Source organism: Kibdelosporangium philippinense (genome assembly GCF_021390435.2).
Taxonomy (GTDB): domain Bacteria; phylum Actinomycetota; class Actinomycetes; order Mycobacteriales; family Pseudonocardiaceae; genus Kibdelosporangium; species Kibdelosporangium philippinense.
In genome coordinates, this window is record NZ_JAJVCN010000001.1 from 2,273,909 (window position 1) to 2,300,297 (window position 26,389).

The following is a 26,389-nucleotide window of genomic DNA, read 5'->3' on the forward strand; positions in this document are numbered from 1 at the left end:
GCCATGACTGCAGAAGCCACCCTCACCCGGTTCCGCGAGTACATGGTCGGGCCGTCGAGGTTCATCACCCTGCTGTCCTGCTTCGAGCTCGGCCTGGTCGACGCACTACGGGACTCCGGGCCGCAGACCGCGCAGCAACTGGCTGACGTCGCAGGCGTCACGCCGGATGCCGTGCAGCAGTTGCTGCACCTGATGGTCAAAGATGACTTCGTCACCTACGACGAGGCCGCCGAGACCTACACGCTCGGTGGGCTGGCCGACATCGCCGGGGCCGACCTGAACCGAGTGCTGTCGATCTCGACCATGATCAAGGTCCTGATGCTGCGCCAGGGCTACTACATGACCGAGAGCGTCCGCGCCGGGAAACCCGTGGGGCTCAAGGAGTTCTACGGCTTCGACGGGAACGTGTACGACGCCGCGACCGTACATGCGGAGCTGCGTGAGTCCTGGGGCAAGGCGATGGACACGTACACCGCGCACATCGACCCGTGGTTCTTCGAGAACGTCGAGATCCCGGAAGGTGCGCGGGTGCTCGACCTCGCCGGGAACACGGGCCTCGGTGCGATCCTGACCCACAAACTGAAGGGCTCGCCCGGTCTGCACGTGACCACGTTCGATCTGCCGAAAAAGGAACAGGACGCGCTGCGGAATTTCCGGGAGCACGGCATCGAGGATCGCTGCGGATTCATTGGCGGGGACGTTTTCCAAGGCGTGCCATCGGGTTTCACCGTCGTGATGATCAAGCACTTCCTTGACATGTTCGACAAGAACGAAGTGTTCGCCATCCTCAAGGGCGTCAATTCCGCGGTCGAGATCGGGTCGTTGGTGCACATTCTCGTCCCGGTGTACCCGGAAAACGTCAAGGACTCCTACGGTGTCGACTTCTTCCCGGCCTTTTTCCTTGGCTGCGCCATGGGGAAAGGTGGTCCGCAGAAGCTCTCGACCTACCGCACATGGCTGGCAGACTGCGGGTTCGAGGTCACCAACGCGATCGCACAGAACCCCGCTGACATGCCGCCGGACTCGTGGGCCGCGCAGGCCATCCTGAGCGCCAGGAAAGTCCGATGACGGCGACGGTCACCGACGCCGCGCACACCGCCAACGAAGCACTGGCCGAACTGCTGTTTTCCCCGGAAGGCCTGGCCGATCCGTTCCCGCGCTACCACCGGATCCGCGAGGCCGCGCCCGTGCACCAGAGCACCTTGGGCACCTGGGTGCTCACGAGCCACGACGACGTCGACGAGTTCCTGCGTAGCAAACAGGTCGACAAGAACGTGTACACGTGGATGGGCGGGCGGTTCAGCGGCCAGTGGGACCAGCACCACGCATTGCGCAAGCTGGCCGCGAACATGCTGTGGGCCAATCCACCCGGGCATACGCGGCTGCGCCGGATCGTGAACCGGGCCTTCACCGCGAAGCGGGTGATGGAGCACCGGGCGTTCATCGAGCGCCGGTTCGACGACCTCATGCGTCCGCTGGAGGAGACGGGTGGGGGAGACATCTGCAACGACGTGTTCTTCCCGCTCTCCTTCAGCGTGGTGGCTGGGCTCATTGGCGTGCCCGAGCAGGACGCGCCGCGGCTCAGGGAGTGGATCCGGGACTTCCAACGGGTGTTCGAAGTCGGCATGACCGCCTCGGAGCTCCGTACGGCGAACGAGGCCGCGGCCTCGCTGGACGACTACTTCGGCGCCCTCGTGCGTGAACGGCAGCGCCAACGCGGCGACGACTTGCTGTCCGCGCTGATCGACGCCGAGGACGAAGGCGCGCGGCTGGAGTTCGACGAGCTCGTGCAGATGTGCCACATGATCATCGCTGCAGGCAGTGAGACCACGACGTTCTTCCTGACCAACGGCGTGCACCAGTTCATCACGCACCCGGACCAGGCGGATCTCGTACGGGCGGATCCGTCGCTGCTCAGCCGTGCGATCGACGAGGTCCTACGCTACGCCCCGGCCGCGCACATGATCCCGCGGACGACGACAGCTCCGGTGCAGATCGGCGGCGTCGAGATCCCAGCGAACGCGCGGGTGATGGTGATGATCGCTGCGGCCAACCGCGATCCGGCACGGTTTCCCGCCCCAGACCGGTTCGACGTCACGCGTGAAGGCAGCGCTTTGATGTCCTACGGGCTGGGCACGCATTTCTGCTTGGGCTGGCGGTTGGCGAACCTGCAAGCCGAGGTGGTGTTCCACGCGGTGCTCACTCGGTACACGGACTTGGAACTCGTCGAGCGGCCGAGGCCGCGGACAAGGGTTGCGTTCCCACAGGTGGAAAACCTTCGGATCCGATTCCGCTGATCCAAAGACCTCGTGAGTGGTTATGCGTGTTCTAACCCGCATAACCACTCACGAGGTCTTTCGTTTATCCGGCGACGGGCACTCGGCGGCCCAGATCCACCTCTTCGAACAACTCCGCCGCCCGAGCGGCCGTCTTTTTCGCCCACGGCCCCGTGCTCAGCAACCCAAGCCCCACAACGGCAACACCGAGCCCAGCGGAAAGCCACCACACCCCATGCTCAGCGTTCGTGAAGGCACTCCCGCCCTGGCTCAAGGCCGCGCCAACCGTCGCACCTGCGATCGCCACACCCAGCGTGGTCCCGGTCTGCCTGCCTGCCGACGCCACCGAAGCCGCCACCCCGGCCATCGAACGCGGCATTCCGGACACCGCGGTGTTCGTGATCGGCGCCGCACTCGTCGCCAGCGCCACGCCGAACAGCACGTAGATCGCCAGAACAGCCACCAACGGTGTGTCCGGCGCCAGCCACAGCGACGCCAGGCCGCCAAGTGTCAGCGTGCCGCCGGACACCAGCAGTGGCAGCCGAGGCCCGCGAGCCCCGACGATCCGGCCGGAAATGGGGGAGACCACAGCGATCATCACCCCGGCCGGAAGCAAGCTCAGGCCTGCCGTGATCGCGGACATCCCACGGATGTCCTGCAAGTACTGCGTGGTCAGGAAGAGGAACGACCCGAACCCGCAGAGCGCCGCGATCGCGATGACGATCGCCGACGCGAACGGGACGCTGCGGAACAGCCGCAACTCAAGCAGCGGGTCGTGGCGGCGGGGCTCGTAAGCGATCAAGGCGACCACCGCGAGTACCGCGACCGCGAGCAAGCCGAGGATGGCAGGCGACGTCCAACCGAGCCGGCCGGATTCGATGATCGCGTAGACCACCGAGCCAAGCAGGAGGATCACCAGGACCTGGCCGACCGGATCGAACCGGCGGGCACGTTCGGCACGGGACTCCGGGACGAACAAGTAAGTGCACAGGATCGCGACGGCCACGATCGGCACGTTGATCCAGAACACCGACCGCCAACCCAGGTGGTCGACCAACGCGCCACCGAGGATCGGGCCGAGCGCCAGCGCCAGGCCGGACGTCGCGCCGAACACGCCGATCGCCTTGGCCCGCTCGGCGGGGACCGGGAACGTCGTGGCGATGATGGCCATCGCGACCGGGTTGAGCATCGTGCCGCCGACCGCCTGCAGCGCCCGTGCCGCGACCAGCCAGCCAGCCCCAGCGGCCAGCCCGCACAGCAGCGAGCCGATCCCGAAGACCGCGAGTCCGATCTGGAAGACCCGTTTGCGGCCGAACCGGTCGGCGGCGGACCCGGCCAGTACCAGGAAACAAGCCAGCACCAGGGTGTACGCGTCGACTGTCCATTGCAGACTCGACTCGGTGGCGTGCAGGTCGGCGCGGATCGCCGGGAGCGCGACCGTCACGATGGAGATGTCCATGGTCGCGACGATCATGCTGGCGCAGCAGATGGCTAGTACCAGCAGCCGCCTGCGTCGGCTGAGTTCGGGCATGGGGTCCCCCTTGCTGGGCTTCTCGGTGGTCGATTCCACGCTAGGATTTAGAGCGTGCTCGAAGTCAAGTCGTCACCCATCCCGGCGGCGGGCCTGACCATCGCGGAGGCCGCCCGTCGCACCGGCGTCAGTGCGCACACGCTGCGCTACTACGAACGTGTCGGCCTCGTCGTCACCGATGTCGACCGCACGACCGGCGGCAGACGCCGCTACCACGAGCGTGACCTGCACTGGATCCGCGTCTGCACGAAACTGCGGGCCACCGGCATGCCCATCAAGGTCATCCAGCGCTACGCGCAACTGGTGCTCGAGGGGCACGGCAACGAGAAAGAGCGCCTGGCCCTGCTGGAAGAGCATCGCGCCAGCGTGCTCGAGCAGCTCGCGGTGCTGCAGGACAACCTTGAGCTGATCGACCACAAGATCGACGTGTACCGGGGCCGTCTCGAAGCCGGGGACGCCGACCAGTTGTGGGCGCCCGCGCGCTGAATAACGGGACGACTTTTTCTGCGTTAGAGCTCAGGTTGAGCGGGGATAGAGGCGGAAAGCCTAGATTTCTGTGTAACGGGGAACGATTTCCTCCAACCTGGTTCTCGCAGAGAAGGATGCAGCTATGCACCGCAGGCTGAACCGCCGGGTCGCCATCACCGGAATGGGAATCCGGGCGCCCGGATCGCTTGGCAAGGACGCGTTCTGGGAATTGCTCTCCGCCGGGCAGACGGCGACCCGGCGCATTACTTTCTTCGACCCGTCGCCTTACCGTTCCCAAGTCGCGGCCGAAGTGGATTTCGACGCACAGGCCGAGGGCCTGAGCCCTCGCGAGATCCGGCGGATGGACCGCGCGACCCAGTTCGCCGTGGTCTGCGCCCGCGAGGCGATGGCCGACAGCGGACTGGGCGAAAGCGTTGCCGCACACCGCGTCGGGGTCAGTTTAGGCTCGGCTGTCGCGGCGGCGACCAGCCTCGAACGTGAGTACCTCGTGCTGTCGGACTCGGGCAAGCGCTGGACGATGTCGCCTGACCAGCTCAGTCCGCAGATGTACGACTACATGGTTCCCAGCGTGATGCCCGCCGAGGTCGCCTGGGTGGTGGGCGCCGAGGGACCGGTCGCGATGGTGTCGGACGGCTGCACGTCCGGGCTCGACTCGGTCGGCCACGGCGTCGCGCTGATCCGCGAGGGCAGTGCGGATGTCGTGGTCGCGGGTGCCGCGGACACCCCGATCACGCCGATCGTGGTCGCCAGTTTCGACGCGATCAAGGCGACGACCACGTACAACGACGTGCCATCAGAGGCTTCCCGGCCGTTCGATGGCACCCGCAACGGGTTCGTGCTGGCCGAGGGCGCGGCGATGTTCGTGTTGGAGGAGCTGACCGCCGCCCAGCGCCGTGGCGCGCACATCTACGCCGAGGTCGGCGGATTCGCGACGCGCTGCAACGCGTACCACATGACCGGGCTCAAGACCGACGGCCGCGAGATGGCCGAGGCGATCCGTGTCGCACTGGACATGGCGCGGCTCAACGCGGACGCCGTCGATTACGTGAACGCGCACGGCTCTGGCACTAAACAGAACGACCGGCACGAGACCGCCGCGTTCAAGCGCAGCCTGGGCGAGCACGCGTACCGCACCCCGGTCAGCTCGATCAAGTCGATGGTCGGCCACTCACTCGGCGCCATCGGCTCGGTCGAGATCGCGGCTTCCTTGCTGGCAATGGAAAACCAGGCCGTCCCGCCGACCGCGAACCTGCATTCCGCCGACCCGGAATGCGATTTGGACTACGTGCCGGTGCACGCGCGTGAACATCGCGTGGACACCGTGTTGACCGTCGGCAGCGGGTTCGGCGGATTCCAGAGCGCGATGGTGCTGACGCGGGCGGCGGCATGAGTGTCATCACCGGCCTTGGCGTGGTCGCGCCAAATGGCTTGGGCCTCAAGGAGTTCTGGGCCGCGACGCTGTCCGGCCGCAGTGGCATCGGCGAGCTGGACCGGTTCGACACGTCGGGCTATCCTGCCCGGCTGGCTGGCTTGGTACGTGACCTCGACATCGCGGAGTACTTACCCCGCAAGCTGATGCCGCAGACCGATGTATCGACCCGGCTCGCGCTGGTTGCCGCGCAATGGGCACTGGAAGATGCCGAAGTGGACACTGCGGAACTCAAGGACTACGACATGGGCGTCGTCACCGCGAATGCTTCCGGTGGCTTTGAATTCACCCACCGCGAGTTCAACAAGCTGTGGGCCCAAGGACCCGATCACGTCAGCGTGTACGAGTCATTCGCGTGGTTCTACGCCGTGAACACCGGCCAGATCTCCATCCGCCACCGGATGCGGGGCCCGAGCAGCGCGCTCGTCGCGGAGCAGGCAGGAGGCCTCGATGCCTTGGGGCAGGCCGCTCGCACGGTCCGTGACGGCGTGCCGCTCGTGGTCGCTGGGGGAGTGGATTCCGCCTTCGACCCATGGGGCTGGCTGTCGCATTTGGCCGGTGGCCAGGTCAGCACCGATCCCGACCCTGCTACCGCGTACCGTCCCTTCTCCTCGCACGCAACTGGTTACGTCCCAGGCGAAGGCGGCGCGATCTGCATCGTGGAAAGCGCGCAATCGGCGCGTGCGCGCGGAATCCAGGGTTACGGCGAGCTCGCCGGCTACGCGGCGACGTTCGATCCGCACCCGGACAAGGGTTTGCCGTCTGGCTTACGGCGTGCCGCGTCGCTCGCGCTCGCCGACGCCGGTATCACCCCTGAGGATGTGGACGTCGTTTTCGCCGACGCGGCGGGTGTACCGAAGCTTGACCGGACCGAGGCACAAGCGTTGGGGGAACTCTTTGGTACCAGGGGAGTCCCGGTCACCGCGCCCAAAACGCTCACCGGCCGGCTGATGTCCGGCGGCGGCGTGCTCGACGTCGTCGCCGCGCTGACGAGCATCCAGGAAAGCGTGATCCCGCCAACCTTCGGCACCGCCAACGTGCCTGACGAGTACGGCATCGACCTCGTGACGGGGGAGCCACGGCCAGCGACCGTGCGTACCGCACTCGTCCTCGCCCGCGGCCGCTGGGGATTCAACGCGGCCACCGTCATCCGTGGCATCGAGAACAGGAGCTGACATGACAATCGACGACCTGCGCGGCCTGCTTGCCAGCTGTGCCGGCGAGGACGAGGTACCTGGCGACATCTCGGACATCACGTTCGAAGAGCTCGGCTACGACTCACTCGCGCTCATCGAGACAGCCGCCGCGCTCAAGCGCGACCGAGGCGTTGTCATCCCCGACGACCTGGTCACGGAGGCGCAAACACCCAGCGAGCTGCTCGAACTGATCAACGACCGGATCGCCCGGCTGCCCGGTTAGGACTTTTCCTGGGCTTCGGCTGCCCGTTCGTGCAGCCGGAGCCGGATCTGCTCGGGCGTGTACGCGCGCCGACGCCGCTCACCACGGGCGATGACCACGCCGGTGGCCGCGACACCGAGGAAACCGGCGATGCCCAGGATCTTCCACAGCCGCATTTGCGTAGCCTACAGCCGTGCCTGACAGCTCGATCAGCCTCGACGAGGCCGTCCACCTGACCCGGACCGGCGACGTGTGGGTGTTCCGTGGCAGCTCACCGGCGGACCGCGCGATCCGCGTGACCACCAACAGCCCGGTCAACCACGTCGGCATGGCAGTGGTGATCGAAGACCTCCCGCCACTGATGTGGCACGCGGAACTGGGCCGCTCCCTGCCCGACATGTGGACCGGGATGCACCAGCGCGGTGCCCAGTTGCACGACCTGCGCGCCGCGGTCACCACGTGGTCGGTCAAGTACAAGCAACGTGCCTGGCTGCGCCAGCTCGACCACGAGATCACTCGCGAGATGGAAGACGCCGTGCTGCGCACGATCGCCCGTCTTGACGGCACGCCCTTCCCGTCGACCGCGCGTCTCGCTGGCCGCTGGCTAAAGGGGCGGTTGCCCAGCCGCAGGCCGACACGGAACTTGGAGACAGCGTTCTGCGCTGAGATCGTCGCGCTGACCTACGAGTCGATGGGCCTGCTGCCCACGCGCCGTGCGAACTGGTACGACCCCGGCCGGTTCTGGAGCGGCGACGACCTCGAACTGCAGGACGGCGCCCGGCTCGGCGAGGAGATCGCCGTCAGGGTGCCGTGAGTCAGCTCCTTGTCCGGCGCCACCGAGGGCCCTGCCGCTCGGAAGCGACGGGGTCGCCGCGTAGTGCCCATGACTGGTTCAGTCGTGTGATCAGCTCCCGTGCGATTTCCACGTCCTTGTCTGGCCAGTCGGCGATGACCTCCATGAATACGGCGGTCCCTGCCTGAACGGTCGCGTCGATCTCGGCGCGGCCCGCTTCGGTCTGCCGGACCAGGAACGTGCGGGAGTCAGCAGGATCGGCCTCCACCGAGATCTGTCCCGCTCGCTCCAGCACGGTCAGGTGTCGACTCATCGCCGACGCGGTGAGCCCTAGTACGGCAGCAGCCATTCGGGTTGTGACCTGTGGGGATGTGTAGCTGGGGCCGGTGGCGACATGGGGCAGCCGCCTGTTGATCATGTGTTTGTGAGAACTACAGGATCGCAGGCGGCTGCGGCTGCCAGGATAGGTGCTCGGTTGGCTGGGCGGAAACTGGGTGAGCTGTCCGAACGGCTGCGTTCGTGTTTTCGGCGGATCGAGCCGTTCGTGCAGGCGCGTAAGTACGTGCGGGCGGTGACAAGCGAGCTGCCGAAACGGAACGGCTGGACCATCGCTGAGTATGTCGGGGACCGGACACCGGATCGGACGCAGCGGCTGCTGAACCGGGCGGTGTGGGACGAGGCCGAGGCGATGGCGCAGATCCGGCGGTTCGCGGTGTCCGGGTTGGAGGAAGCGGCCCGCAAGGGCGGGCGCCGGCGCGGGAAGTTGGTGATCGGGGCGCTGGATGAGACGGGGCAGCAGAAGAAAGGTGAAGCCACCGCGGGTGTCAAACGGCAGCATCTGGGCTGCGCGGGTCGGGTGGAGAACGGGATCAACACGGTGCACCTGTCCTATGTGCGCGAAGGTGTCGGGCATGCGTTGATCGGGTTCCAACAGTGGATTCCCGAAGAGCACATCAGCGACCCGGTGACGTCGCTGCGCTCGGCGCTTCCCCTGGATCTGACGTTCCGCACCAAAGGACAGTTGGCCATCGACATCTGCACGACGGTGGCCGCGGACGGGTTCCGGCCTGATTTCTACTGCGGGGACGAGGTTTACGGCAGCTGCACCGAGTTGCGGGCCCACTTCGAGGCCGACAAGCAAGCCTATGTGCTGCGGGTTCAGAAGAACTTCCGGATCATCCTGTCCAGCGGCATGGAGCTGTCCTGCGACCAGGCCACGAAGACATTGCTGAAACGCGAGCGACAGTGGGAAATCCGCTCGGCCGGCAAGGGCTCCAAAGGCGACCGGTGGTATGCCTGGGCCTGGATCGCCACCAACTCGGCCCGCCACTACCTCCTCATCCGCAAACACCTGCGCACCGGCGAGTTGGCCTTCCACTACTGCTACGTGCCCGAAAGCGCACTGCTCACCAAGACCCGGCTGATCCGCGCCGCCGGGCTGCGTTGGCCTGTCGAGGAAGGATTCGAGTTCGGCAAAGACTGTTTCGGCCTGGACCAGGCTCAGGTCAGGCTCTACACCGCGATCGCCCGACACGCCGTGCTTGTATGCGCCGCTCTTGCGGTCTGCGCGGTCACCGCCGCACTGCTCCGCGACCGCACCGACAGTCAAGCCCCCGAACCCCTACACCCCGACCAGCTCCCACCCGCTGATCCCGGCCTGATCCCGCTCACCATCCCCGAAATCAAGCATCTGATCGCCGGCACCACCACACCCCGACCACCTGGACACGCAACCCACTGGGTGAACTGGCGCCGCAGGCATCAAGCACGATCACGCTGGTTCCACAAACGCGCCAGACTCGCCCGCGACATCAAGATCACCCAGGTCAGCTAACGAATGGCTGCTGCCGTACTAGTTCCGCGGCGACCACGCTCGGGCGGACAGGTTCCAGAGCGGCGACCGTGCCCAGTACACGGATTCTGGTGAGGGCGAGATGCCGGGAGATCCGGCGGTGGCCCTGGTCGATGAACTCCACGACGACCTGTGCAAGCTCCGCGCGATCATTTGGTGCGACACGAAACGAGTTCACCGCCACGTTGTCCACAATGAACTCCTCGACGATATCGCAAAGTTGCGCAGGCTGGCAAGAAAATGCTGTTTGTGTCGAAAAGTTATCGCCGCGTACGCCGCTTGGCAAACGACTGGCAGATGTATGACAGACAGGCAACCAGTCGCGCGAGTTGCTATCTGACGCGCGGCTCAACGATTTTTGAGCACAGTGGGCAACCTTCGGAATTAATGAAGCAATTTCAGGAAAACGGCACGGCTCGATACTCGGACTTTCACTAGTCGCAGTGGCGGCACTGATGGGGTGTCCATATAGTGCGTACGCTTTGTCATCGCGGTCCCATGGTCGATCGCCCAGCCTCGAGGACGGCCTGAATGTCCACAAACAAGATGTCATCGCACACGGAGGCTGTCGCCGAAGCCCGTCAGGCAGACACCACGTTGCCGTCCTCGCGCTTGCCGACCAGCGAGGGACTTGGCTGGACGACCATGCTGGCCCGCACCTACGCCGACCCGACGGTCGCGGAGTTCTCGACGGTGCCGACCGCCGCGATGCTTGTCGTGGTGGCCACCCGAGGGCGCTGCACGGTCGAAGGCCGGTTGGGCAGGCAGTGGGAGCGGGCCGCCTACCAACCCGGATCGGCCCGCATCTCCGCGCCGCAGACCTCCTGCATGCTGCGATGGCAAGTCTCGGAACAGGACCCGGCGCGGTCAGTGCACCTGTACCTGTATCCGCAGCTGGTGGACGAGGTCAGCTGGGAACTCGGCGGTCTCGGCCTGCTGCAGCCCGAGGACCTGCCAAACAACCTTGCCATGGACGATCCGCTCGTCGCCGCGACCGGCTACGCCGTCGCAAGGGCCATCCACGACCGCGCGCCCGCCTTCTACGCGGACTCGCTCGCGACCTCCCTCGCCGCACACATGCTGCGCTCGAAATCCGGCGCACAGCCGACGGAACGACGAGCAGCGCTCGACCGGGCGACACTGCGCACGATCATGGAATACCTGCACGAGAACCTGACGGAAGACGTCACCCTCGACAAGCTCGCGGGGCACGTGACGATGAGCAAATATCACCTGCTGCGATCGTTCAAGAACGCGACCGGAACCACGCTGCACCAATGTCTGATGATGCTACGGCTACGTCGCGCAGCGCACCTGCTACGAACCACAACGCAATCGGTGCGAGAGGTGATGGCGGCCGTCGGATACCAGAGCATGGGCCAGTTCTCTACGGCGTTCCGACGGGAATATGGCTGGCCTCCCGGTCAGTACCGACGATTGTCCGGTAACTGACAAAACGGTCATTTGAATACGATCCACTCGACGATCGAGGTGGCCAGACTAGGCTGGGTCAGCAGGACGACAGTGGCGATGATTGCCGCGAGAGCGAGCCCGCCTATTCGAACCACTTCGCGGATCTTCATCGCCACACCTGTCGTCTCGCGTGCATTTTCCGAAAGGCTATACGCGGTTCGAGCAGACTTGGCTGGCTGATTGTCGCCAGGCTTCGATAAACGTGTCAGCGGACGCGCTCGGTGTGGAAAGCGAAACCACCGGTCACACCGCCGCTGCCATTGGGCTTGCCGGTCGTGCAGGCGATCATGCCTGTGGCGCTGGCGCCGGAGCCGCCGTCGGTCGCGCAGGACCAGCCCTGCGAAAGCTTCTTGTTGCCCTGGGAACCGCCAGCCGGATCGACCGGCGCCTTCAGGTACTCGTCGAGAATGTTGAACGCCACAGTGCAGCCGGGGTTGCCCGCGCTGGTGTCGTCGGTGATCAGGTTGTACTTCGGGCCGCCCTTCGTGTACTCCACAGGCCCGCAATTCGTGCCTGCCTTGGCTTTCGGCGCGTACTGGTGACCGGTGCCTGGCAGGTTGTCGCCACTCGACAGTAGATTCCCGGTGCTGCTGGCCGGTTTCATGGCAGCGGAAGTGTCCTGTTGGGACGGTGCCGCAGGCTGCTGGCTGCCGCAGGCGCCGAGGAGCAGCGCGCCTGCGAGAGCGGCGGTGGGTGCGACCAGGACGAACAGTCGCTTGTTCATCGAAGTCTCCTTAGTGGACAGAGTCGGTGCTGCTTGTTGAGACGCCCACTCGAAGCGGAGGTTGCATGGCGCAGATCATGGTCAACTGAGCGCAACCTGCCCGCGAACCACGCGTCCATCCACGGGCGATCTTGGTAAACGGCAAATACCACGCGTAGACGACCGGACTCCGATGCTGGTTCGCTGACTGAGTTGACCCTGCCAACCCCCAGTCGACGGGAGTTGATCAACGATGTCCAGAATTCGTCGGATCGGTGCGCTGATAGCGGCGGTCGCGCTGCTGACCGGAGGGACCACGGCCACGGCTGCCGCCGTCCGCAAGACCGGCCCGATCTCCGTGGCGTACGTCGAAGTGAACAACCACAGCATGCTCAACGTAGGCAAATACACGCTGGCCAACGGCAGCGGGAACGTGTTCGACATCGGCGTGATCTTCGCCGCGAACATCAACTACAACGTGGCGACACGTTCGGCGTACCTGTACTTCAACCCGAACGTGCAGCGTGTGCTTGACAACGTGGCCACCCAGGTCCGCCCGCTGCAGGCCAAGGGAATCAAGGTCACGCTGTCGATCCTCGGCAACCACGAAGGCGCCGGGTTCGCCAACTTCCCCACCAAACAAGCCGCGGAGGCGTTCGCGAAGCAGCTGTCCGACACCGTGACCAAGTACGGCTTGGACGGTATCGACTTCGACGACGAGTACGCCGAATACGGCAGGAACGGTACCGGCCAGCCGAACGCGAGTTCCTTCGTCTACCTCGTCACGGCATTGCGTGCGGCGATGCCGAACAAGCTGATCACCCTGTACAACATCGGGCCGTCGGCGTCCCGGTTGTCGTACGGGGGAGTGAACATCGCGTCGAAGTTCGACTACGCCTGGAACCCGTACTACGGCACGTGGAGCCCGCCGAACCTCGGGCTGCCCAAGTCAAAGCTCTCGCCTGCGGCCGTCCACATCAACTCGACGCCGACCAGCACCGCCGCCAACTTCGCCAGGCGGACGGTGAGTGAGAGCTATGGCGTGTACCTGACGTACAACCTGGGTGCTGCCAACGCGAACACCTATATCTCCAGCTTCACCAGGGAGCTTTACGGCTCCGACTCCCGCTACACCGGTTAGCCGAGGACTGCGGGTAGGCGCTCGTAACCACGAAGGATCCGGGTACCGCGCCTGCGCGCGCCAGCTTTGAGCTGGAGGTTCGGGTATCGGTCGAAGAGGGCGCGTAGGCCAACTTCACCTTCCATCCGGGCAAGGGCGGCACCGAGGCAGTAATGCCGCCCAGCGGAGAACGAGACGTGTTCGCGGGCGTTCGGACGCGAGACGTCGAACCGGACGGGGTCGTCGAAGAGATCAGGATCGCGGTTCGCCGCGGCCAGGATCCCGACCACGATGGCCCCGTTCGGCACCCGCGTTCCGGCCACTTGGGTATCGCGGACCGCGGTGCGCCCGGTCAGCAGGACCGGGGGATCGATGCGGAGGACCTCGTCCACCGCGTTCGGCCACAACGCCGGATCCTGGCGTAACGCCGCCAGTTCACCAGGGTTGTTGTGCAGCAAGGCGACTCCGTTGCCGAGCAGGTTCACGGTCGTCTCGAATCCGGCGGCGAGCACGAGGCCAGCGGTCGCTTTCAGTTCGAGGTCGTTGAGGCCGACGCCGTCCTCGCGCGCGGCGACCAGTTGGCTCAGGAGGTTGTCGCCGGGATTGGCTTTCAGCTGGTCAAGATGCTCGCCGAGCCAACGGTCGAACGCCTCGAGCGCCGCGTCCACAGTCCGGAACTGGCGCCATGACAGACCCACGTCCAGGCTCGGCGCGGCGGCAGCGCCCAGCTCCAGCACGTGATGTCGTTGCTCGGGCGGCACCCCAAGGATTTCGGCGATCACGGTCACCGGCAGCAGGCTGCAGTACGTCTCGGCCAGGTCCACCGGCTGTGCGGGGTCGATCGCGTCAAGCAGCTCCTGCGCGATCTGCTCGGTGCGTCTACGCAGGTTCTCCACCGCACGGACGGTGAACACGCGCGTGACGAGTTTCCGGTAGCGGGTGTGGTCAGGCGGTTCGGTCACCAGCAGGGACGGCGGCGACGCCGGATGCAGGTAGTCGGCCGCCGACCACCTGAACAGCCGGTTCAGCAGGCTGTCGTCCCCGGCGCCGACCCCGCCGCGGAAGTCGTTGCTGGTCAGCAACTCCTTCACGACGCCGTGGTTGGCGGTGAGATAGGCGAATTTGGCCTTGTGCAGCCGTCCCCGGCCGCGGATCTCGTTGAACAAGTCGTTCAGCGCGGCCGTCGGCATCCGGTCGGAGTCGTCGATCAGACGTGCCTGGAGGTCTCCGCGCCTGGCCGCGATGCGTACCGCGGAGCGGGGGATGGCATGGCCAATGCTCCAGCGCACGACCGGCTTGACGCGTGCGGGCACGATCGTCACCTCCCGGTGGTACAGGCGTGTACCACCGACCATACCGGCTCAGCGTTGTGGCCGACGACCGCTCTTGGGCTTGCGAGCTTTCGGAGGTGGCTTCGGTTTCCGCTGTTTCGGTTGCGGCTCAGCCTGTTGGCGTCCGCGCGTGCTGTTGACGGTCCGGCCACGCACGATCCCGATGAACTGCTCCATCAGGTCGGAGGTTTCCTCGTCCAGCCAAGACAGGGCAACCCGGGACTCCGGTACGTCGGCAACAGGCCGGAAGGTCAAATCCCGCCGGTGATGCAACCTCGCCAGGGACTGCGGAACCACCAGCAAGCCAATGCCCGCGGCGACCAACTCAACCGCATCCGCCGTACTGGCAGGCCGCTCGAGCGCGGACTGCCCCGGCGGCTGCTCCCAATCGAGCGTGTCGTCAAGGGGATGGAGGATGACGGAGTCCGTCAAGTCCTCAATGGACACCTCGTCGACGGCCGCGAAGTCATGCTCCTTCGGCACAACGACAACGGTTGTCTCGGTGTAGAGAGGAATGGCGTGCAACCCGGTCCGGTCGACCGGCAGCCGGAGGATGGCCGCGTCGACGTCGCCGCCGCGAATCCGGTCCGCGGCATCCGCGGCGGCGACGCTGATGAGTTCGAGCGGGACGTCAGGCTCCCGTTCGCCCCAGATCCTCGCCCACTTCCCAGGCGTGGCGCCGGGCACGTATCCGAGGCGAAACGAGCTTGTCACCTGCCCAGATTAGCGGGGGTCAGCAGTTGCGGAGGAACCGGTCGAGCACGCGCGTGCCGAACTTCAGCGCGTCAACCGGAACCCGTTCGTCCACGCCGTGGAAAAGGGCGGAGAAGTCCAAATCGGCGGGAAGCCGGAGCGGGGCGTAACCGAAGCACCGAATCCCCAACTGGGCGAACGACTTGGCATCCGTGCCACCGGAAAGCATGTAGGGCAGTGCCTTTGCCTCAGGGTCCTCGGCGAGGATGGAAGCGGTCATGTGGTCAACGAGCGCACCGTCGAAAGTGGTCTCGAGGGGAGGAAGCCCGGTCCACTCCCGCTCGATGTCCGGACCAAGGATCTCGTCGAGCTCACGTTCGAAAGCGGCCTGACGCCCAGGAAGGATGCGGCAGTCCACAGTGGCCTCAGCGACGGAAGGGATGACATTGGCCTTGTACCCGGCGGTCAGCATGGTCGGGTTGGCGGTGTCACGCAGAGTGGCCCCGATCATCCGAGCGATGTTGCCCAGTTTGGCGACGGACCCGTCGAGGTCGTCCTCATTGAACGGAAACCCGGTGATCTCGCTGATGCCCTGCAAGAACTCCCGGACAGAGTCGGTGAGGACAAGCGGGAACTGGTGGGTGCCGAGGCGAGAAACCGCCTGAGTGAGCTTGGTAACAGCGTTGTCGTCATGAATCATCGACCCATGCCCAGCCCGCCCACGAGCGCGGAGGGTCATCCAAGCGATGCCCTTCTCGGCGGTCTCGATGAGGTAGGCCCGCACCCCGTCCTTGACGGTGATGGAAAACCCCCCGACCTCGGAAATCGCCTCGGTAGCGCCCTCGAAGAGCTCGGGCCGGTTCTCAACGAGCCACTGAGCCCCGAAATGCCCACCGGCCTCCTCATCAGCGAGGAAAGCGAAGATGATGTCCCGTTTGGGCGCAATCCCATCCCGCTTCAGCCTCCTCGCCAAGGCGAGCGACATGGCAACCATGTCCTTCATGTCGACGGCCCCACGCCCCCAGACATACCCATCCTGGACAGCCCCGGAGAAAGGATGGACGGACCACTCGGAAGCATCGGCAGGAACAACATCAAGATGCCCATGGACCAGCAAAGCCCCGCGGCTGGGGTCGCTGCCGGAGAGGCGAGCGATGACATTGCCGCGGCCAGGGGCACCGGACTCGACGTAAGTGGTCTCATACCCCACCTCAGCCAGCTGCGAGGCCACGAACTCAGCGGCAGCCCGTTCCCCGACAACAGTCGCAGGATCCCCAGTGTTGGTGGTGTCGATGCGGATGAGCTCGCTGGTGAGGCGTACAGCCTCATCCTCAGCGAACGCGGTGTCCGGAACGTCAGGCGTGGTGGAAGGCAACTGCTCAGTCACAAGGCCTTCCTACCACTGATTTCAGCAAACCCGACCCCCGATTTGGGATGATCATCAACCATCCGCTAGGCTATGCACACTGCAGCAAGACAGCAGGTCCGGGTGGCGGAATGGCAGACGCGCTAGCTTGAGGTGCTAGTGCCCTTAACGGGCGTGGGGGTTCAAGTCCCCCCTCGGACACACGCACTATTCACCCGTGGAGAGGCCATCACGTCGATGGCCTCTTTTTCGTTGTCATACAACAGGTTCAGCTGCAGATCAGCGTAGAGCTCGATCAACTTCTCCGGATGCTTGCCCGTCAGCACCGAGGCTACGTCACCCATCGAGTCGAGCATGGCGTACACCTCAGCGTCGGTCAGTTCGCCTTCTGTGGGCGCGTTGTCGAGTTCGGCCCTGGCAGCCGCTCTCTCGGCCTGAGCTTGGTTGATGACCTCGACCAGCGCAGCCGGGTCAACGCCCGCCCCTATGGCTGCCTGGAACCGCCGGAGCTTGGCCTCTGCGTCGCTCGCGCGCTTCGCGGCCTGCTCACGATCACCCGATGGAGTTGCTCTCTCCTGTGATCCAACCAACATCCGAACCGTGCGGTCTCGGTTCTTGGGATGGAACAGGCCGCCGAGCCACTCGTTGACCGCCTCCAACAGCGGGTCCTCACGGACATAGACCGTTGGCGGGTGGTCAACAAGAGCCGGTGAACCGGGCGCGAGTGTCCGCGCCGGGCATCGGTAGTACATGCCGTGCGCCCGCGGGCTGCCTTCCATCTTCCGCTTGCATACGCTGCACCTGATCAATCCTCGGAAGAAGTAGGTGTGCTTTGTGGTCCTGCCTGCCCGCTCCGTCTTTCGAGCCGTGCGCAGCCCTCCAGCACTCTTCGCCTGCCGCTTCACCTGCGCCAGCGTGAAGTCCTCAACGGACACAATCTCCGGGTGGGCTGGTCGCCGAGACCTGACGACCTTGTCTGCGGGTGCACGCCTGAACCGGACTACGTGCCCAGCGCTCACGTCGTCCGGGTCGAGCAGCATTTCCTGCCGCGTCCACCGGCCGAAGAAGGCATAGCCGGTGTATTTCGGGTTCTCCAGAATCGACCGGACTGTGCTGCCTTGCCAGCCGTCCGCCTGCCGATGCCGGTTCTGCTCCGGCCGACGCGCCGATGGGCACAAGATGCCGTCTTCGTTCAGCCCCTTCGCAATGGCCCGGTCGCCCTTGCCTTGCAGGTACTCCCGGAAAATCCGCCGCACGACCTCGGCGGCGGGTTCATCGATGGCCAGAACCCGAAGCCTGAACCCTTCAGCCGCCTTGCGCGGATTCGGGTGCGGCCCGCCGTCCACGACCGTGTAGCCGTACGCCGCCCGGCCGCCCTGGTGACGTCCTTCGTTGACGACCTGCGAATCCATCGCGGCACGAACACGCGCCTGCACATGCTGGCGTTCCGATTCACTCATTCCGCCAAGGACGCTCATCAGCATCTTGTGTGAGGGGTTGCGTGGGTCGTACTTGCCGCCCAGTTCCGGGACCCACAGGTCCACGCCATAGGCCGCGAATTTGGGAGCGATCAGCGAGAACTGGTTGCCGAACCAGCAGCGAGTCCCTTCTCCCACAACAACTGCGTTCCACTTCCGGTTCGGATCCTTCAGCGCGGCAAGCAGTCGGCTGGCCTCATCGCGTCGTTCCCAAGGGACGGAGCGGGACTTGCCGACATCGAAGAAGTCTTCGACGATCTCCCCGCCCAGCGGTTCAACGAACTTCCGCGCGTTGCCGACCTGCCAGCCGTACGAGGTTTCCGGGTCCTGGTTGTCTTCGGTCGAGCACCGTCCATAGAAGGCCACCGCCCACACGCGGTCGTCGACAGCCTCCATAGCCACCTCGATACCCCACAGGTCATCGAGTGTCGCCCACGGGTTCACGCTGATTTCAGCAGTCACGAGAGGCTCCTCTATCCAGCACTTCCACCGTGGTCAGTTCAACCAGTATGGCTAGCAGTATGCGCCATCCTCGCGTTGTTGGTTCAGGAAGTTCTGTCGGAACGTTGACCGTAACCTTGTCCTTGCGTTCAGAGCGCCCGGTCACGGTTCATCACGCTCCGATGAGCCGAAATCATCAATAGCCGCTCTGACGTCGGCAGTCATGTATCCGCGGACTCGGCGCGTACCGCCGTCGTCGGTGGGCACGTACTGCCTGACTGGCCTGCATCCCAACTCGCTCATCTGCCGTGCGAACGCCGTCGGCTCAACGTCCAGCGCCTCGACTAGCTCCGCCGTGGGCACGAACTCCCGAGTGTGCAGGTCATCGCCCAGGTACTCGACCACGGACGCCAACGGTTCCGGCAGGTCATCACCTCCGTCGCCTGGCCCCAGTGCCATGACCACAGCCGACGGATCAACTGCCCGTGTCGAGTCATCGCCCGCAGCGTGTCCAGTGAGCGTGCCTGCGGCTTCCCGGAGCGCCCGGCCACGCGCGCAGATCGTTCGCCACTCGGTATTCGGCATGTAGAACGTCCGCACGGTCGTGGCCAACATGTCCGCGCCCGCCATCTCACCGTCTGGCCGCAGGATGCCCACGCCTTTGTGACTCGGTAGCAGCGTGGATGCGTCGTATCCGCGCGTGTTCATCTGTTCGCCAAGAACGATGTTCGAGTCCCGCCAGTCCATGACCCGCAGCGCAAACCGCGATCCCAACACCGCACGCAGGCGCGATGGAATCGTGTTCGAGTCGGGCCGTTGAGTAGCCAGGATGACCACGATTCCGGCGGCTGGTCCCTTCCGAACCAGGTACGTCAGTAGGTCTGCGATGTACGCACCGACTGTGGTTTTCTTCCCGCCGACGTCCTGCCTGGTCGGGTTCTCCAGGAACACCTGAACCTCGTCGATCACTACCGCCGTGATCGGCATCCGCAGGGTCACGTCCCGTGAGATTCCGGGCGTGATCTTCGACTCCGGACAGATCTCGTCGTCCAAAGTAGCCATACGTGCGTAGCGGGATTGGACTTCTGCTGCCAGTTCCACCAAGTAGTCCCGGACAGCTTCGACGTGCTCTAGCTCATCGCCGCACACGAACCGGTGAGCGACTTGCTCGGCCGCGTCCCAGTCTTTGCCGCCCTTGCCATCGAAGATGTACAGCCGCGTGTACGGATCGAGGATCAACCCGGCTGCGGCTAGCCGCGTAGCGAATGTCTTGCCCTGCCTGGGAATTGCCCCGATCAACAACGACGTCCACACCAACGGAAGATCGATCCGGCGGTTCCGGGCGTCCCGCCCGAACGGGACGGGCTGCCACGCATCCCAGTACTCGACGTCCAGCAACGGCGTACGCAACGGCGGCCCTGCGTACGGGTCTTCATCGGCCACCCACAGGAACACGCGCCCGGCGTGCCCGCCTCGGCCACGAACGCGCTCAACGATCAACTGCACCTCATCGACCGCCAGCGCCGACGCCAACGCGTCCCGATGCTTGATGACGTCGTCGGCCTTGCGCGTGGCAGGCAGGTCAACCGTGACCGACCACCCGTCACCGACCCGGGAAGCACGCTCAACCAGCCGCAGCGACTCGTCCTTGCCGATCAGCTTCGCGTCCCTGAAGGCGTCCACCAGTACCTGAGGGTCCATCGTCCACGTCAGCGTCCGGGGCCCAGCCAACACCGCCTTACGACCCGGTGAGCCATCCTTGCGACGCCCAACGATCGCCAAGGCCACCGACCCAACGGCGCCCGCAATCCACAGCGGCCCGCCGCCGTACACGAGATCCACCAGGGCAACCGTGAGGGATGCAACCGTGACCACGAGCCCGGTGACCTTCCATCGGAATAGCGTCAGCGCCCGGATCTCCACGAACTTGTCGGCAAGCTTCTCCGCGTTCTCAGCCGCCTCGCGGTAGTCGACCACACGAACCCATCGACGCCACGCACGAACCGACACGATCAGTCCACGGCCAACGGCACCGACGAAACGGAAGGGCACCCGAACCAACCAGGCCGCCGCGTCCTTGAGTCCCTGCCGGGACTTGAAGACGTCTGGCACACGCCGTGAACGCCGCCACCAGTTCATGAACCCGCCAGAGTTCACGTGTACGTCTGGCGTCTCGTCGACCAGTTCGGCATCCAAGACGGCCCGTACAACCTCGTGCCCACTCATGATGCCGCCTTGAGTGCGGCAGCCAACTTGGACGACAAGCCGCGCGAACAACCGGTGACCTCACGAACCCACGCAGGCGTGACGACCGTGTCCCGCTTCCGAGCGGAACGCGCGACGGCCAGATACTCGGCGAACGTCGTCCGCCGCGGAGTCGCCGCCACTTCGACACTCTTCGACGCCCTACCAACAGCCTCGCCCAGCTTGTCCCGCAAGTCGGTGACCGCCTCTGCCGCGACGAACACAACCAGAGGCGGCACCGAATGCAGCACGACCGACGCTGCCGAACCGGCGGCATACGCAGCCCAGGTGTTCATGACGTACGTGGCTGCGAGCGTGAACCACTTCGCCGCCCGCACCCATCCACCGGTCCGAACACCGTGCCGAGCAAGAACCTGCTCGGCACGAAGAATCGCCAGCAGAACCAGCGACACCATCGGATCCAACAGCCACGCCGCAAGCCAAGGCAGAGACCACGGAGCCGAACCGGCAGCCGCGAACTGCTGGACGTTGGTCATCGTGAACGCCAGCCCAAGCAGAATCCCGGTCCAGCACAACCGATCCACCTGAGCGGCCACGGTTTCCACGGATTCGGCAGTCATCGCCGCCGCCTTGGCATATCCCGCGTAGACACGGTCAACGCCCGCGTCAGCGTGTACGAAGCGAACAACGCAGGCACGCCGAGCACCGCAAGCAGCAACCATCCGGTACCGGCCTGCGTGATCACCAACCACTGAGCGGCGACGATCAGCCCGGCAGAGAACAGCACCCGCCCGGCAAGCGACATGAACCGCGCGCCCGATCGAGCAGCCTCAGCGGCAGCCTTCGCCCGGCGAGAGCCAGCCCGCCAAACCATGAACAACACGAGAAGCACCCCGAGACCAGCCATGATCTCGACCGCGGACAAGCTGATCGTCGTCATGGCGTCGCCCCGTCCTCGGCGCGTTCGCCACGTTGACGCCAGTGCGGGTACAGCGCCCGGCGGTTGTCCTCCGAGAGCGCGCCCCACACGCCGACCGTGTCCAGACCAGCCGTCCGGAGCTCCAACTCCAGGCACTCGTTCTGAACAGGGCACCCGGCACACAACGTGGCGGCCAATTCCTGGTCAGTGAGCTGCTCTTCTTGCCAGGCAGGCTCATCGTCGGCCCAGCCCCACATACACAGCCCATCGCGAAGAACGATCGCCGCCAGCACCTCACGCGGCACCCAACGCAACCGATCCAGCCGCCAAGCAAGACCGATAAGTCCATGGTCAGTCGTCATGACAAGCCCCCGGACTGTTCTCAAGAGGCTCACCCAGCAGCTTGACCAGCACAGACGCAGGAACAACCCGACGACCGTGACGGCCAACGGTGCGAACGGTGCCAAGCCGAACGGAGCGGTGCAGCGTCGAAGGCGAGACACCCAGAATCCACGCGGCCTGCCGAACGGAATACGAAAAAGACAGAGAAGTACGCATAGCGAAAGTCCTTAAGTCTGATGATTTCAACAACATAATGCTGATTTCAGCGCTCAATAGCGCGCAAGATAGCCACCGCAGCGCGAAACGCGACGTGTCACGCCACGGAAAGGCCCAGAACCGCTAATCTCGGCGCGAAGGCGGAGCGCGGAGGAATAGGTGTCGGAGGATTGGGCGGCGGTCGCGAAGGCCATCAACGAGCGAGTGAACGAACTTGGATGGCGTCAGCGCGAACTGGCCGAACGCTCGCAGGTGTCGCAAGCCATCGTCCGTGAAATCCAGCACCACGTCGTCGAACGCCGACGCAGCGCCCGAACCCTCGAATCGCTCTCGACAGCCCTCGGCCTGCACCCGCAACACCTCGAAGCGGTGTTGCACGGCCGAACCCCGCCGTCGCCCGGAGAACCGGTGACGCAACGGGAGACCAACGTGATGTCCCGTTTGGACAGTCTGGAAAGACGACTCGACGACATCACAGACCGTCTCGACGACCTGAAAGCCGATCTCGCGAAGATGATCGAACATGTCCGGAAGACCCGGTAGCGCGGTGCTTTTCATGCCACTAATTCCACTGCGAATTACGCGGCGAAACGATGCATCACCAGTGCACAACCGGTGCAGGTTCAATGCATAAAGCGACGTGGGGGACGCAATGAGCCTGGTAAACGGCTGGACCGGTAAGACCGCGGGCGCCCTCCAAGCGGCCCTACGCTTAAGCAATGAGGCGTTCGCGCAGCATCTAGGAATAGGCGTCCGCACAGTCGCCGCATGGCACAAGAAACCCACCTTGCGCCCGCAATCAGAGATGCAACGAATCCTGGATACGGCACTCGAACAGGCCCCGCCTGCCGCACAAGAGCGCTTCGCCGAACTCAGCTACAAGACCAGCTCAACCCCAGACGACCGACTGTCAGCAGATCCGAACATCACGTCAGCACTCGACTGGCTAGACGAACACGCAGGCTGGCAACCAGGAACAAGCCGCCGAGAAGTCGCCGACCGAGTTCACCACGTCGACCCGCACGAACTCGAACACCGCGGCCGAAAGCGCGGTCGCGTCGACCAGCAGCAAATCGCCCGCGCGCTCGCCCAGTACTACGGCAACCCAAGCGGCCTGTACGGCGCCGGAAACGGCGTAACCACAAGCATTCTCACCCAACCCGACTGGTTGGACCTCGCCTGTCCGCTGATCGCCAGCAACGACCGCCTCAAACTCAACAGCGCAACCAGGCCCGCGGTCGCTCTCGACGCTGAAGCAGCCGAACAAGCCGCCCAGCGCCTCGCCGAGACGCTCGCGCTGGGCATTCGAATGGTCGACATGCCGCTCTACCAGCTGCTCAGCACCGACATTCACCGCGGCGAACTTGGCGGAACGGTCGGCGTGAGCACGTTCGTGCACTACGCACTGACCATGGATCTGCTGGAAGGTGAGTTCGTAGACGTCCTGGCGACGGGCGCGAACTCACACCCTCTACGGGACCGGTACCTACCCGATCTCGACAGCGTCCTGAATCTGTCAGTCCGCCTCTGCGCAGGCGGCACCCTGGCACTAACTGCAATAGCCCGCCCGGCGGACCCATATCGCGGCCCAGTCGACTACGTTCTCCTGGTGCAGGAACGCTCGGGACACGTGGTCAACGCCGCACGTCGGCTGGCACCGATCCCGAAGGGCTTCCACCAGCCGCTCACTGACTACCGCGCCGACGCCCAAATCGGCGCGACCCTCCGGCGCGAGATCGAAGAGGAACTCTTCGGCCGCGACGACGTCGACAACACCATCGGCGAACAGCGATTCGCCGACCCCATGCACCCAAGCAGGCTGTCCGAACCGATGCGGTGGCTGATGTCCGACCCCAGCCGTATGCGCATGGAATGCACCGGATTCGGCCTGAACCTCGTCAGCGGAAACTACGAGTTCGCCGGTCTGATCGTCATCGACGACGAGGAATTCTGGACACGCTACGGCGGCCAGATCGAAGCGAACTGGGAAGCGGCAACGCTCCGCCAATACTCCACACTCGACACCGACCAGGTAGAGCACCTGATCCAAGACGTGGCATGGAGCAACGAAGGCCTTTTCGCGCTCCTGCAAGGACTTCGCCGCCTGAGACAGCTAGGCGGCAGTAGGGTCAACCTGCCCGAGATCGAATGGGAGACGAGTTAAGTGGCTGCGAACTGGACGCACGGAAACGCCGGAGAAGACACCGGAGACACCCGCGGCTGGCTGCTCGGCCACTTCATCGACCCATCCGAAGGCATCCGGTCGTCGAAAGATGTCGAGGTCAAATGGGGTATCCACCCCGCCGGCGACAAGCGTCCAGAATGGACAGCTGACGACCAACGGACAACCCTGGTCCTGTTGGTACAAGGCAACTTCCGGATCGACCTCACGGAAGGCAGCATCAACCTGACCAAGCAGGGCGACTACGTCCTATGGGGACCAGGCATCGACCACACGTGGGAAGCGCTCGACGAAACGGTGATCATCACCGTACGGTGGCCGTCAGCTCCGGCAGCCTGACCCGGTCGCCGCCCAGCTCACGTAGCCGTCGCAGACCAAGCAGGAACGCGAACAGCCCCTCATTGCTCCACGACTCGTCCGCAATCAGTTCGCCGACCAGCTCAGCGTCCAGACTGGAGTACACGCGGAGGCCCGCGGCCTCCCAGTTCGCTTCAACATGCCCGCCGAAGCGCGTCCAGAACTGGTCGTCATCGATGACGACCAGCCCCGCGAACTCGTAGTTGCCGCTGACCAGGTTCAGCCCGAACCCGGTGCACTCCATCCGCAGCCGTCCGGCCTCCGCCATCAACCATCGCATCGGCTCGGAGAGTCGAGTCGGGTGCATCGGCGCGGCAACCCTATGTCCGCCAACAGTTCCGTCGACCTCAGCACGTCCAAACAACTCCTCTTCCATCTCCCGTAGAAGAGTCGCGCTAATCCGGGCATCGGCCCGCACGTCCTTCAACGGCTGATGGAACGACTTAGGGATCACCGACAACCGCCGATTGCCGTTGAGCACGGTTGCCGACCGCTCCTGCACCAAGAGCGCGAAGTCCGCCGGACCACGCAGAGGATCAGCCGGACGCGCAATGGCGCACAAGGCAAGCACCCCACCAGCGCAGAGCCGTCCTCGCAGGTCCAGCACCGCGGCCATGTCCCGCAAGTGCCGATCCCTCAGCGGCAAACTCCGGCTCTGACCAGCGAAGGCGTCCACGAACTCGCCGTCCAATAGGTCCACCGATAGCGCGTACTCAGCGAATGAAGAGAGCGTCACCGTGCCGCTGATCTCGCCAGACTTCACGGCGACGTCTAGCAGCCGGTAGATCGGCAGGTTGGTCATGCGCACGTCCAAGGCCGCAGCTTCGGCCAGTCGATCGACGGCATGCATCACGTCGACACCGCTCGCAGCTGTCGGACCGGCCACGACGTTGAACTGCTCATTCCTCGGCACCAGGGGAGTAGCGAGATCAACCCAGTCTGAACGCGTCACGATGCTCGTGACCACCTCGCGGTCGCTGACTTGGACGCGGTACGCGCAGTATCCGTCCACCTGGTCGGCGTAGTACTCCCACAACGCTCCGCTGAGCCGACTCCGACCGACACGACCACGCCGCATCAACCGGTCATGCAGTGCATCGGTGTCCACAGACGCCAGCCGCTCCGCCACCTCCCACTGACTCGACTCAGGCAGCCGTCCGGCACGCTTGTCCAACCAGTCGAAAACCCCACCAAACTTGCCCACGTCCACAGTCCCAATGTCTGGCCTGTGCGTGGATGGCGGTGCCAACAACGCATCGATGCCGACACCGAAGATCTTCTCCAGAAGCCGGGCGGTCGCGGGACGAACTTCCCCAAGCGGCCGTCCCTTAGGCCCAACCCCAGAAGCCAGCCGCTGAAGGTGCCGCGCGCTGACTGTGCCAAGCTTGAGTTCCGGATGTTCCCGGGCGAAAACCTCGGTGAATTCGGCGAACTCTTCGATGCTCTGCCGTCGTTCCTTGATCATCTGCTCAAGCACGGTCCGGAACGCGCGCATCGAAGCTCCTCCCATCCGCTCCGGCTGAATGACGCACAGCCCTCACTCACCAGCTGATTTCAGTTTCGCATGACCGGCAACCAGCCCCGTCCCACCCTGTCCTTTCGCAGCCGAAGACGACTTGACGCGTCCCAATACCGGGACACCTCGCTCTAGCCTTCTGACCTGCACATACCTTAACGTGGGACGGCCGGACAAGCACGGCGTGCACTCGTCCCACTGGCCCATATCCCGCTTCCGGAGCGGTCAGAAATGCTCATGTCGCCGTATGTCGTCCCAAGATCGTGTTTGAAGATCCGG

The 26,389-nt window shown here is 64.8% G+C and carries 28 protein-coding genes and 1 tRNA gene; 14 read left to right on the forward strand and 15 right to left on the reverse strand.

Annotated elements, in window-relative coordinates; translation table 11 throughout:
- Positions 1 to 3: 3 nt before the first annotated feature.
- Positions 4 to 1,068: a methyltransferase gene (locus LWC34_RS10410; protein WP_233724793.1), complete on the forward strand. Its 1,065-nt coding sequence runs from the start codon at positions 4 to 6 to the stop codon at positions 1,066 to 1,068.
- On the forward strand, positions 1,065 to 2,297 hold the full coding sequence (locus LWC34_RS10415; protein ID WP_233724794.1) for a cytochrome P450: 1,233 nt from the start codon (positions 1,065 to 1,067) through the stop codon (positions 2,295 to 2,297). The genes LWC34_RS10410 and LWC34_RS10415 overlap by 4 nt, the downstream gene beginning before the upstream one ends.
- A 64-nt stretch (positions 2,298 to 2,361) precedes the next feature.
- On the opposite strand, the gene LWC34_RS10420 is transcribed toward LWC34_RS10415, so the two are convergent.
- Positions 2,362 to 3,807, reverse strand: coding sequence for an MFS transporter (locus LWC34_RS10420; protein WP_233724795.1), 1,446 nt, complete (start codon positions 3,805 to 3,807; stop codon positions 2,362 to 2,364).
- Between the two features lie 54 nt (positions 3,808 to 3,861).
- Here LWC34_RS10420 and LWC34_RS10425 point away from each other — a divergent pair, with 54 nt between their 5' ends.
- The 4 genes from LWC34_RS10425 to LWC34_RS10440 all read left to right on the forward strand — a co-directional run bounded on the left by LWC34_RS10425 (position 3,862) and on the right by LWC34_RS10440 (position 7,144).
- Positions 3,862 to 4,293: a MerR family transcriptional regulator gene (locus LWC34_RS10425; protein ID WP_233724796.1), complete on the forward strand. Its 432-nt coding sequence runs from the start codon at positions 3,862 to 3,864 to the stop codon at positions 4,291 to 4,293.
- A gap of 124 nt (positions 4,294 to 4,417) precedes the next feature.
- Positions 4,418 to 5,686, forward strand: a complete 1,269-nt coding sequence (locus LWC34_RS10430) for a beta-ketoacyl-[acyl-carrier-protein] synthase family protein (RefSeq protein ID WP_233724797.1) — start codon at positions 4,418 to 4,420, stop codon at positions 5,684 to 5,686.
- Complete coding sequence (locus LWC34_RS10435; RefSeq protein WP_233724798.1) at positions 5,683 to 6,900, forward strand: ketosynthase chain-length factor; 1,218 nt, start codon at positions 5,683 to 5,685, stop codon at positions 6,898 to 6,900. Before LWC34_RS10430 ends, LWC34_RS10435 begins: the two co-directional genes overlap by 4 nt.
- 1 nt (position 6,901) lies before the next feature.
- The gene (locus LWC34_RS10440) at positions 6,902 to 7,144 is read left to right on the forward strand and encodes an acyl carrier protein (protein WP_233724799.1); all 243 of its coding nucleotides are present in this window, start codon (positions 6,902 to 6,904) and stop codon (positions 7,142 to 7,144) included.
- On the opposite strand, the gene LWC34_RS10445 is transcribed toward LWC34_RS10440, so the two are convergent.
- Entirely contained in the window at positions 7,141 to 7,299 is a 159-nt protein-coding gene (locus tag LWC34_RS10445) for a hypothetical protein (protein ID WP_233724800.1), read from the reverse strand. The genes LWC34_RS10440 and LWC34_RS10445 overlap by 4 nt on opposite strands.
- A gap of 17 nt (positions 7,300 to 7,316) precedes the next feature.
- Between LWC34_RS10445 and LWC34_RS10450 the strand changes: the two genes are divergently transcribed.
- Entirely contained in the window at positions 7,317 to 7,937 is a 621-nt protein-coding gene (locus tag LWC34_RS10450; RefSeq protein ID WP_233724801.1) for a hypothetical protein, read from the forward strand.
- 1 nt (position 7,938) lies between these two features.
- On the opposite strand, the gene LWC34_RS10455 is transcribed toward LWC34_RS10450, so the two are convergent.
- Positions 7,939 to 8,229 carry a MarR family winged helix-turn-helix transcriptional regulator gene (locus LWC34_RS10455; RefSeq protein WP_233724802.1) on the reverse strand — a complete coding sequence of 97 codons (291 nt, stop codon included), beginning with the start codon at positions 8,227 to 8,229 and terminating at the stop codon, positions 7,939 to 7,941.
- 177 nt (positions 8,230 to 8,406) lie between these two features.
- On the opposite strand from LWC34_RS10455, the gene LWC34_RS10460 reads away from it, so the two are divergent.
- The gene (locus LWC34_RS10460; RefSeq protein WP_443667751.1) at positions 8,407 to 9,750 is read left to right on the forward strand and encodes an IS701 family transposase; all 1,344 of its coding nucleotides are present in this window, start codon (positions 8,407 to 8,409) and stop codon (positions 9,748 to 9,750) included.
- Here LWC34_RS10460 and LWC34_RS10465 read toward each other — a convergent pair.
- Positions 9,743 to 9,961, reverse strand: coding sequence for a hypothetical protein (locus tag LWC34_RS10465; protein ID WP_233724803.1), 219 nt, complete (start codon positions 9,959 to 9,961; stop codon positions 9,743 to 9,745). The two genes, LWC34_RS10460 and LWC34_RS10465, sit on opposite strands and share 8 nt — an antisense overlap.
- Before the next feature lie 338 nt (positions 9,962 to 10,299).
- Here LWC34_RS10465 and LWC34_RS10470 point away from each other — a divergent pair, with 338 nt between their 5' ends.
- Positions 10,300 to 11,220: a helix-turn-helix domain-containing protein gene (locus LWC34_RS10470; RefSeq protein ID WP_233724804.1), complete on the forward strand. Its 921-nt coding sequence runs from the start codon at positions 10,300 to 10,302 to the stop codon at positions 11,218 to 11,220.
- An 8-nt stretch (positions 11,221 to 11,228) separates the two neighbouring features.
- On the opposite strand, the gene LWC34_RS56770 is transcribed toward LWC34_RS10470, so the two are convergent.
- Both LWC34_RS56770 and LWC34_RS10475 read right to left on the reverse strand, forming a co-directional pair.
- On the reverse strand, positions 11,229 to 11,351 hold the full coding sequence (locus tag LWC34_RS56770) for a hypothetical protein (RefSeq protein ID WP_284051428.1): 123 nt from the start codon (positions 11,349 to 11,351) through the stop codon (positions 11,229 to 11,231).
- Between the two features lie 95 nt (positions 11,352 to 11,446).
- The gene (locus LWC34_RS10475; protein WP_233724805.1) at positions 11,447 to 11,965 is read right to left on the reverse strand and encodes a hypothetical protein; all 519 of its coding nucleotides are present in this window, start codon (positions 11,963 to 11,965) and stop codon (positions 11,447 to 11,449) included.
- 232 nt (positions 11,966 to 12,197) lie between these two features.
- On the opposite strand from LWC34_RS10475, the gene LWC34_RS10480 reads away from it, so the two are divergent.
- Complete coding sequence (locus tag LWC34_RS10480; RefSeq protein WP_233724806.1) at positions 12,198 to 13,085, forward strand: endo-beta-N-acetylglucosaminidase H; 888 nt, start codon at positions 12,198 to 12,200, stop codon at positions 13,083 to 13,085.
- Here the strand turns inward: LWC34_RS10480 and LWC34_RS10485 are convergent.
- The 3 genes from LWC34_RS10485 to LWC34_RS10495 are packed head-to-tail and all read right to left on the reverse strand — an operon-like array spanning position 13,082 to position 16,475.
- Positions 13,082 to 14,419, reverse strand: coding sequence for a cytochrome P450 (locus tag LWC34_RS10485; RefSeq protein ID WP_372496459.1), 1,338 nt, complete (start codon positions 14,417 to 14,419; stop codon positions 13,082 to 13,084). The genes LWC34_RS10480 and LWC34_RS10485 overlap by 4 nt on opposite strands.
- Before the next feature lie 6 nt (positions 14,420 to 14,425).
- The gene (locus tag LWC34_RS10490) at positions 14,426 to 15,109 is read right to left on the reverse strand and encodes a LysR family substrate-binding domain-containing protein (RefSeq protein ID WP_233724808.1); all 684 of its coding nucleotides are present in this window, start codon (positions 15,107 to 15,109) and stop codon (positions 14,426 to 14,428) included.
- A 19-nt stretch (positions 15,110 to 15,128) separates the two neighbouring features.
- Complete coding sequence (locus LWC34_RS10495) at positions 15,129 to 16,475, reverse strand: M20/M25/M40 family metallo-hydrolase (protein WP_233724809.1); 1,347 nt, start codon at positions 16,473 to 16,475, stop codon at positions 15,129 to 15,131.
- Between the two features lie 96 nt (positions 16,476 to 16,571).
- On the opposite strand from LWC34_RS10495, the gene LWC34_RS10500 reads away from it, so the two are divergent.
- Positions 16,572 to 16,655, forward strand: a tRNA-Leu gene (locus LWC34_RS10500).
- On the opposite strand, the gene LWC34_RS10505 is transcribed toward LWC34_RS10500, so the two are convergent.
- The 5 genes from LWC34_RS10505 to LWC34_RS10525 all read right to left on the reverse strand — a co-directional run bounded on the left by LWC34_RS10505 (position 16,637) and on the right by LWC34_RS10525 (position 21,859).
- Complete coding sequence (locus tag LWC34_RS10505) at positions 16,637 to 18,394, reverse strand: recombinase family protein (protein ID WP_233724810.1); 1,758 nt, start codon at positions 18,392 to 18,394, stop codon at positions 16,637 to 16,639. The genes LWC34_RS10500 and LWC34_RS10505 overlap by 19 nt on opposite strands.
- A 141-nt stretch (positions 18,395 to 18,535) precedes the next feature.
- Positions 18,536 to 20,599: an FtsK/SpoIIIE domain-containing protein gene (locus LWC34_RS10510; RefSeq protein ID WP_233724811.1), complete on the reverse strand. Its 2,064-nt coding sequence runs from the start codon at positions 20,597 to 20,599 to the stop codon at positions 18,536 to 18,538.
- The gene (locus LWC34_RS10515; protein ID WP_233724812.1) at positions 20,596 to 21,198 is read right to left on the reverse strand and encodes a hypothetical protein; all 603 of its coding nucleotides are present in this window, start codon (positions 21,196 to 21,198) and stop codon (positions 20,596 to 20,598) included. The genes LWC34_RS10510 and LWC34_RS10515 overlap by 4 nt, the downstream gene beginning before the upstream one ends.
- Positions 21,195 to 21,518, reverse strand: a complete 324-nt coding sequence (locus LWC34_RS10520; protein WP_233724813.1) for a hypothetical protein — start codon at positions 21,516 to 21,518, stop codon at positions 21,195 to 21,197. Before LWC34_RS10520 ends, LWC34_RS10515 begins: the two co-directional genes overlap by 4 nt.
- The gene (locus tag LWC34_RS10525; RefSeq protein ID WP_233724814.1) at positions 21,515 to 21,859 is read right to left on the reverse strand and encodes a WhiB family transcriptional regulator; all 345 of its coding nucleotides are present in this window, start codon (positions 21,857 to 21,859) and stop codon (positions 21,515 to 21,517) included. Before LWC34_RS10525 ends, LWC34_RS10520 begins: the two co-directional genes overlap by 4 nt.
- Before the next feature lie 355 nt (positions 21,860 to 22,214).
- Between LWC34_RS10525 and LWC34_RS10530 the strand changes: the two genes are divergently transcribed.
- The 3 genes from LWC34_RS10530 to LWC34_RS10540 all read left to right on the forward strand — a co-directional run bounded on the left by LWC34_RS10530 (position 22,215) and on the right by LWC34_RS10540 (position 24,576).
- A complete protein-coding gene (locus LWC34_RS10530; protein ID WP_233724815.1) occupies positions 22,215 to 22,598 on the forward strand; it encodes a helix-turn-helix domain-containing protein in 384 nt (127 codons plus the stop codon).
- Between the two features lie 109 nt (positions 22,599 to 22,707).
- Positions 22,708 to 24,219, forward strand: coding sequence for a transcriptional regulator (locus LWC34_RS10535; RefSeq protein ID WP_233724816.1), 1,512 nt, complete (start codon positions 22,708 to 22,710; stop codon positions 24,217 to 24,219).
- Entirely contained in the window at positions 24,220 to 24,576 is a 357-nt protein-coding gene (locus LWC34_RS10540) for a signal peptidase I (RefSeq protein ID WP_233724817.1), read from the forward strand.
- Here LWC34_RS10540 and LWC34_RS10545 read toward each other — a convergent pair.
- Positions 24,542 to 26,089: a transcriptional regulator gene (locus LWC34_RS10545; protein WP_233724818.1), complete on the reverse strand. Its 1,548-nt coding sequence runs from the start codon at positions 26,087 to 26,089 to the stop codon at positions 24,542 to 24,544. The genes LWC34_RS10540 and LWC34_RS10545 overlap by 35 nt on opposite strands.
- Positions 26,090 to 26,389 lie beyond the last annotated feature (300 nt).

Coding starts and splice junctions, on each gene's coding strand:
- LWC34_RS10410 (WP_233724793.1), top strand. CDS start 4: ATGACTGCAGAAGCCACCCTCACCCGGTTCCGCGAGTACATGGTCGGG.
- LWC34_RS10415 (WP_233724794.1), top strand. CDS start 1,065: ATGACGGCGACGGTCACCGACGCCGCGCACACCGCCAACGAAGCACTG.
- LWC34_RS10420 (WP_233724795.1), bottom strand. CDS start 3,807: ATGCCCGAACTCAGCCGACGCAGGCGGCTGCTGGTACTAGCCATCTGC.
- LWC34_RS10430 (WP_233724797.1), top strand. CDS start 4,418: ATGCACCGCAGGCTGAACCGCCGGGTCGCCATCACCGGAATGGGAATC.
- LWC34_RS10435 (WP_233724798.1), top strand. CDS start 5,683: ATGAGTGTCATCACCGGCCTTGGCGTGGTCGCGCCAAATGGCTTGGGC.
- LWC34_RS10440 (WP_233724799.1), top strand. CDS start 6,902: ATGACAATCGACGACCTGCGCGGCCTGCTTGCCAGCTGTGCCGGCGAG.
- LWC34_RS10445 (WP_233724800.1), bottom strand. CDS start 7,299: ATGCGGCTGTGGAAGATCCTGGGCATCGCCGGTTTCCTCGGTGTCGCG.
- LWC34_RS10455 (WP_233724802.1), bottom strand. CDS start 8,229: ATGAGTCGACACCTGACCGTGCTGGAGCGAGCGGGACAGATCTCGGTG.
- LWC34_RS10470 (WP_233724804.1), top strand. CDS start 10,300: ATGTCCACAAACAAGATGTCATCGCACACGGAGGCTGTCGCCGAAGCC.
- LWC34_RS56770 (WP_284051428.1), bottom strand. CDS start 11,351: ATGAAGATCCGCGAAGTGGTTCGAATAGGCGGGCTCGCTCTCGCGGCA.
- LWC34_RS10475 (WP_233724805.1), bottom strand. CDS start 11,965: ATGAACAAGCGACTGTTCGTCCTGGTCGCACCCACCGCCGCTCTCGCA.
- LWC34_RS10480 (WP_233724806.1), top strand. CDS start 12,198: ATGTCCAGAATTCGTCGGATCGGTGCGCTGATAGCGGCGGTCGCGCTG.
- LWC34_RS10485 (WP_372496459.1), bottom strand. CDS start 14,419: ATGGTCGGTGGTACACGCCTGTACCACCGGGAGGTGACGATCGTGCCC.
- LWC34_RS10510 (WP_233724811.1), bottom strand. CDS start 20,599: ATGAGTGGGCACGAGGTTGTACGGGCCGTCTTGGATGCCGAACTGGTC.
- LWC34_RS10515 (WP_233724812.1), bottom strand. CDS start 21,198: ATGACTGCCGAATCCGTGGAAACCGTGGCCGCTCAGGTGGATCGGTTG.
- LWC34_RS10520 (WP_233724813.1), bottom strand. CDS start 21,518: ATGACGACGATCAGCTTGTCCGCGGTCGAGATCATGGCTGGTCTCGGG.
- LWC34_RS10525 (WP_233724814.1), bottom strand. CDS start 21,859: ATGACGACTGACCATGGACTTATCGGTCTTGCTTGGCGGCTGGATCGG.
- LWC34_RS10535 (WP_233724816.1), top strand. CDS start 22,708: ATGAGCCTGGTAAACGGCTGGACCGGTAAGACCGCGGGCGCCCTCCAA.
- LWC34_RS10545 (WP_233724818.1), bottom strand. CDS start 26,089: ATGCGCGCGTTCCGGACCGTGCTTGAGCAGATGATCAAGGAACGACGG.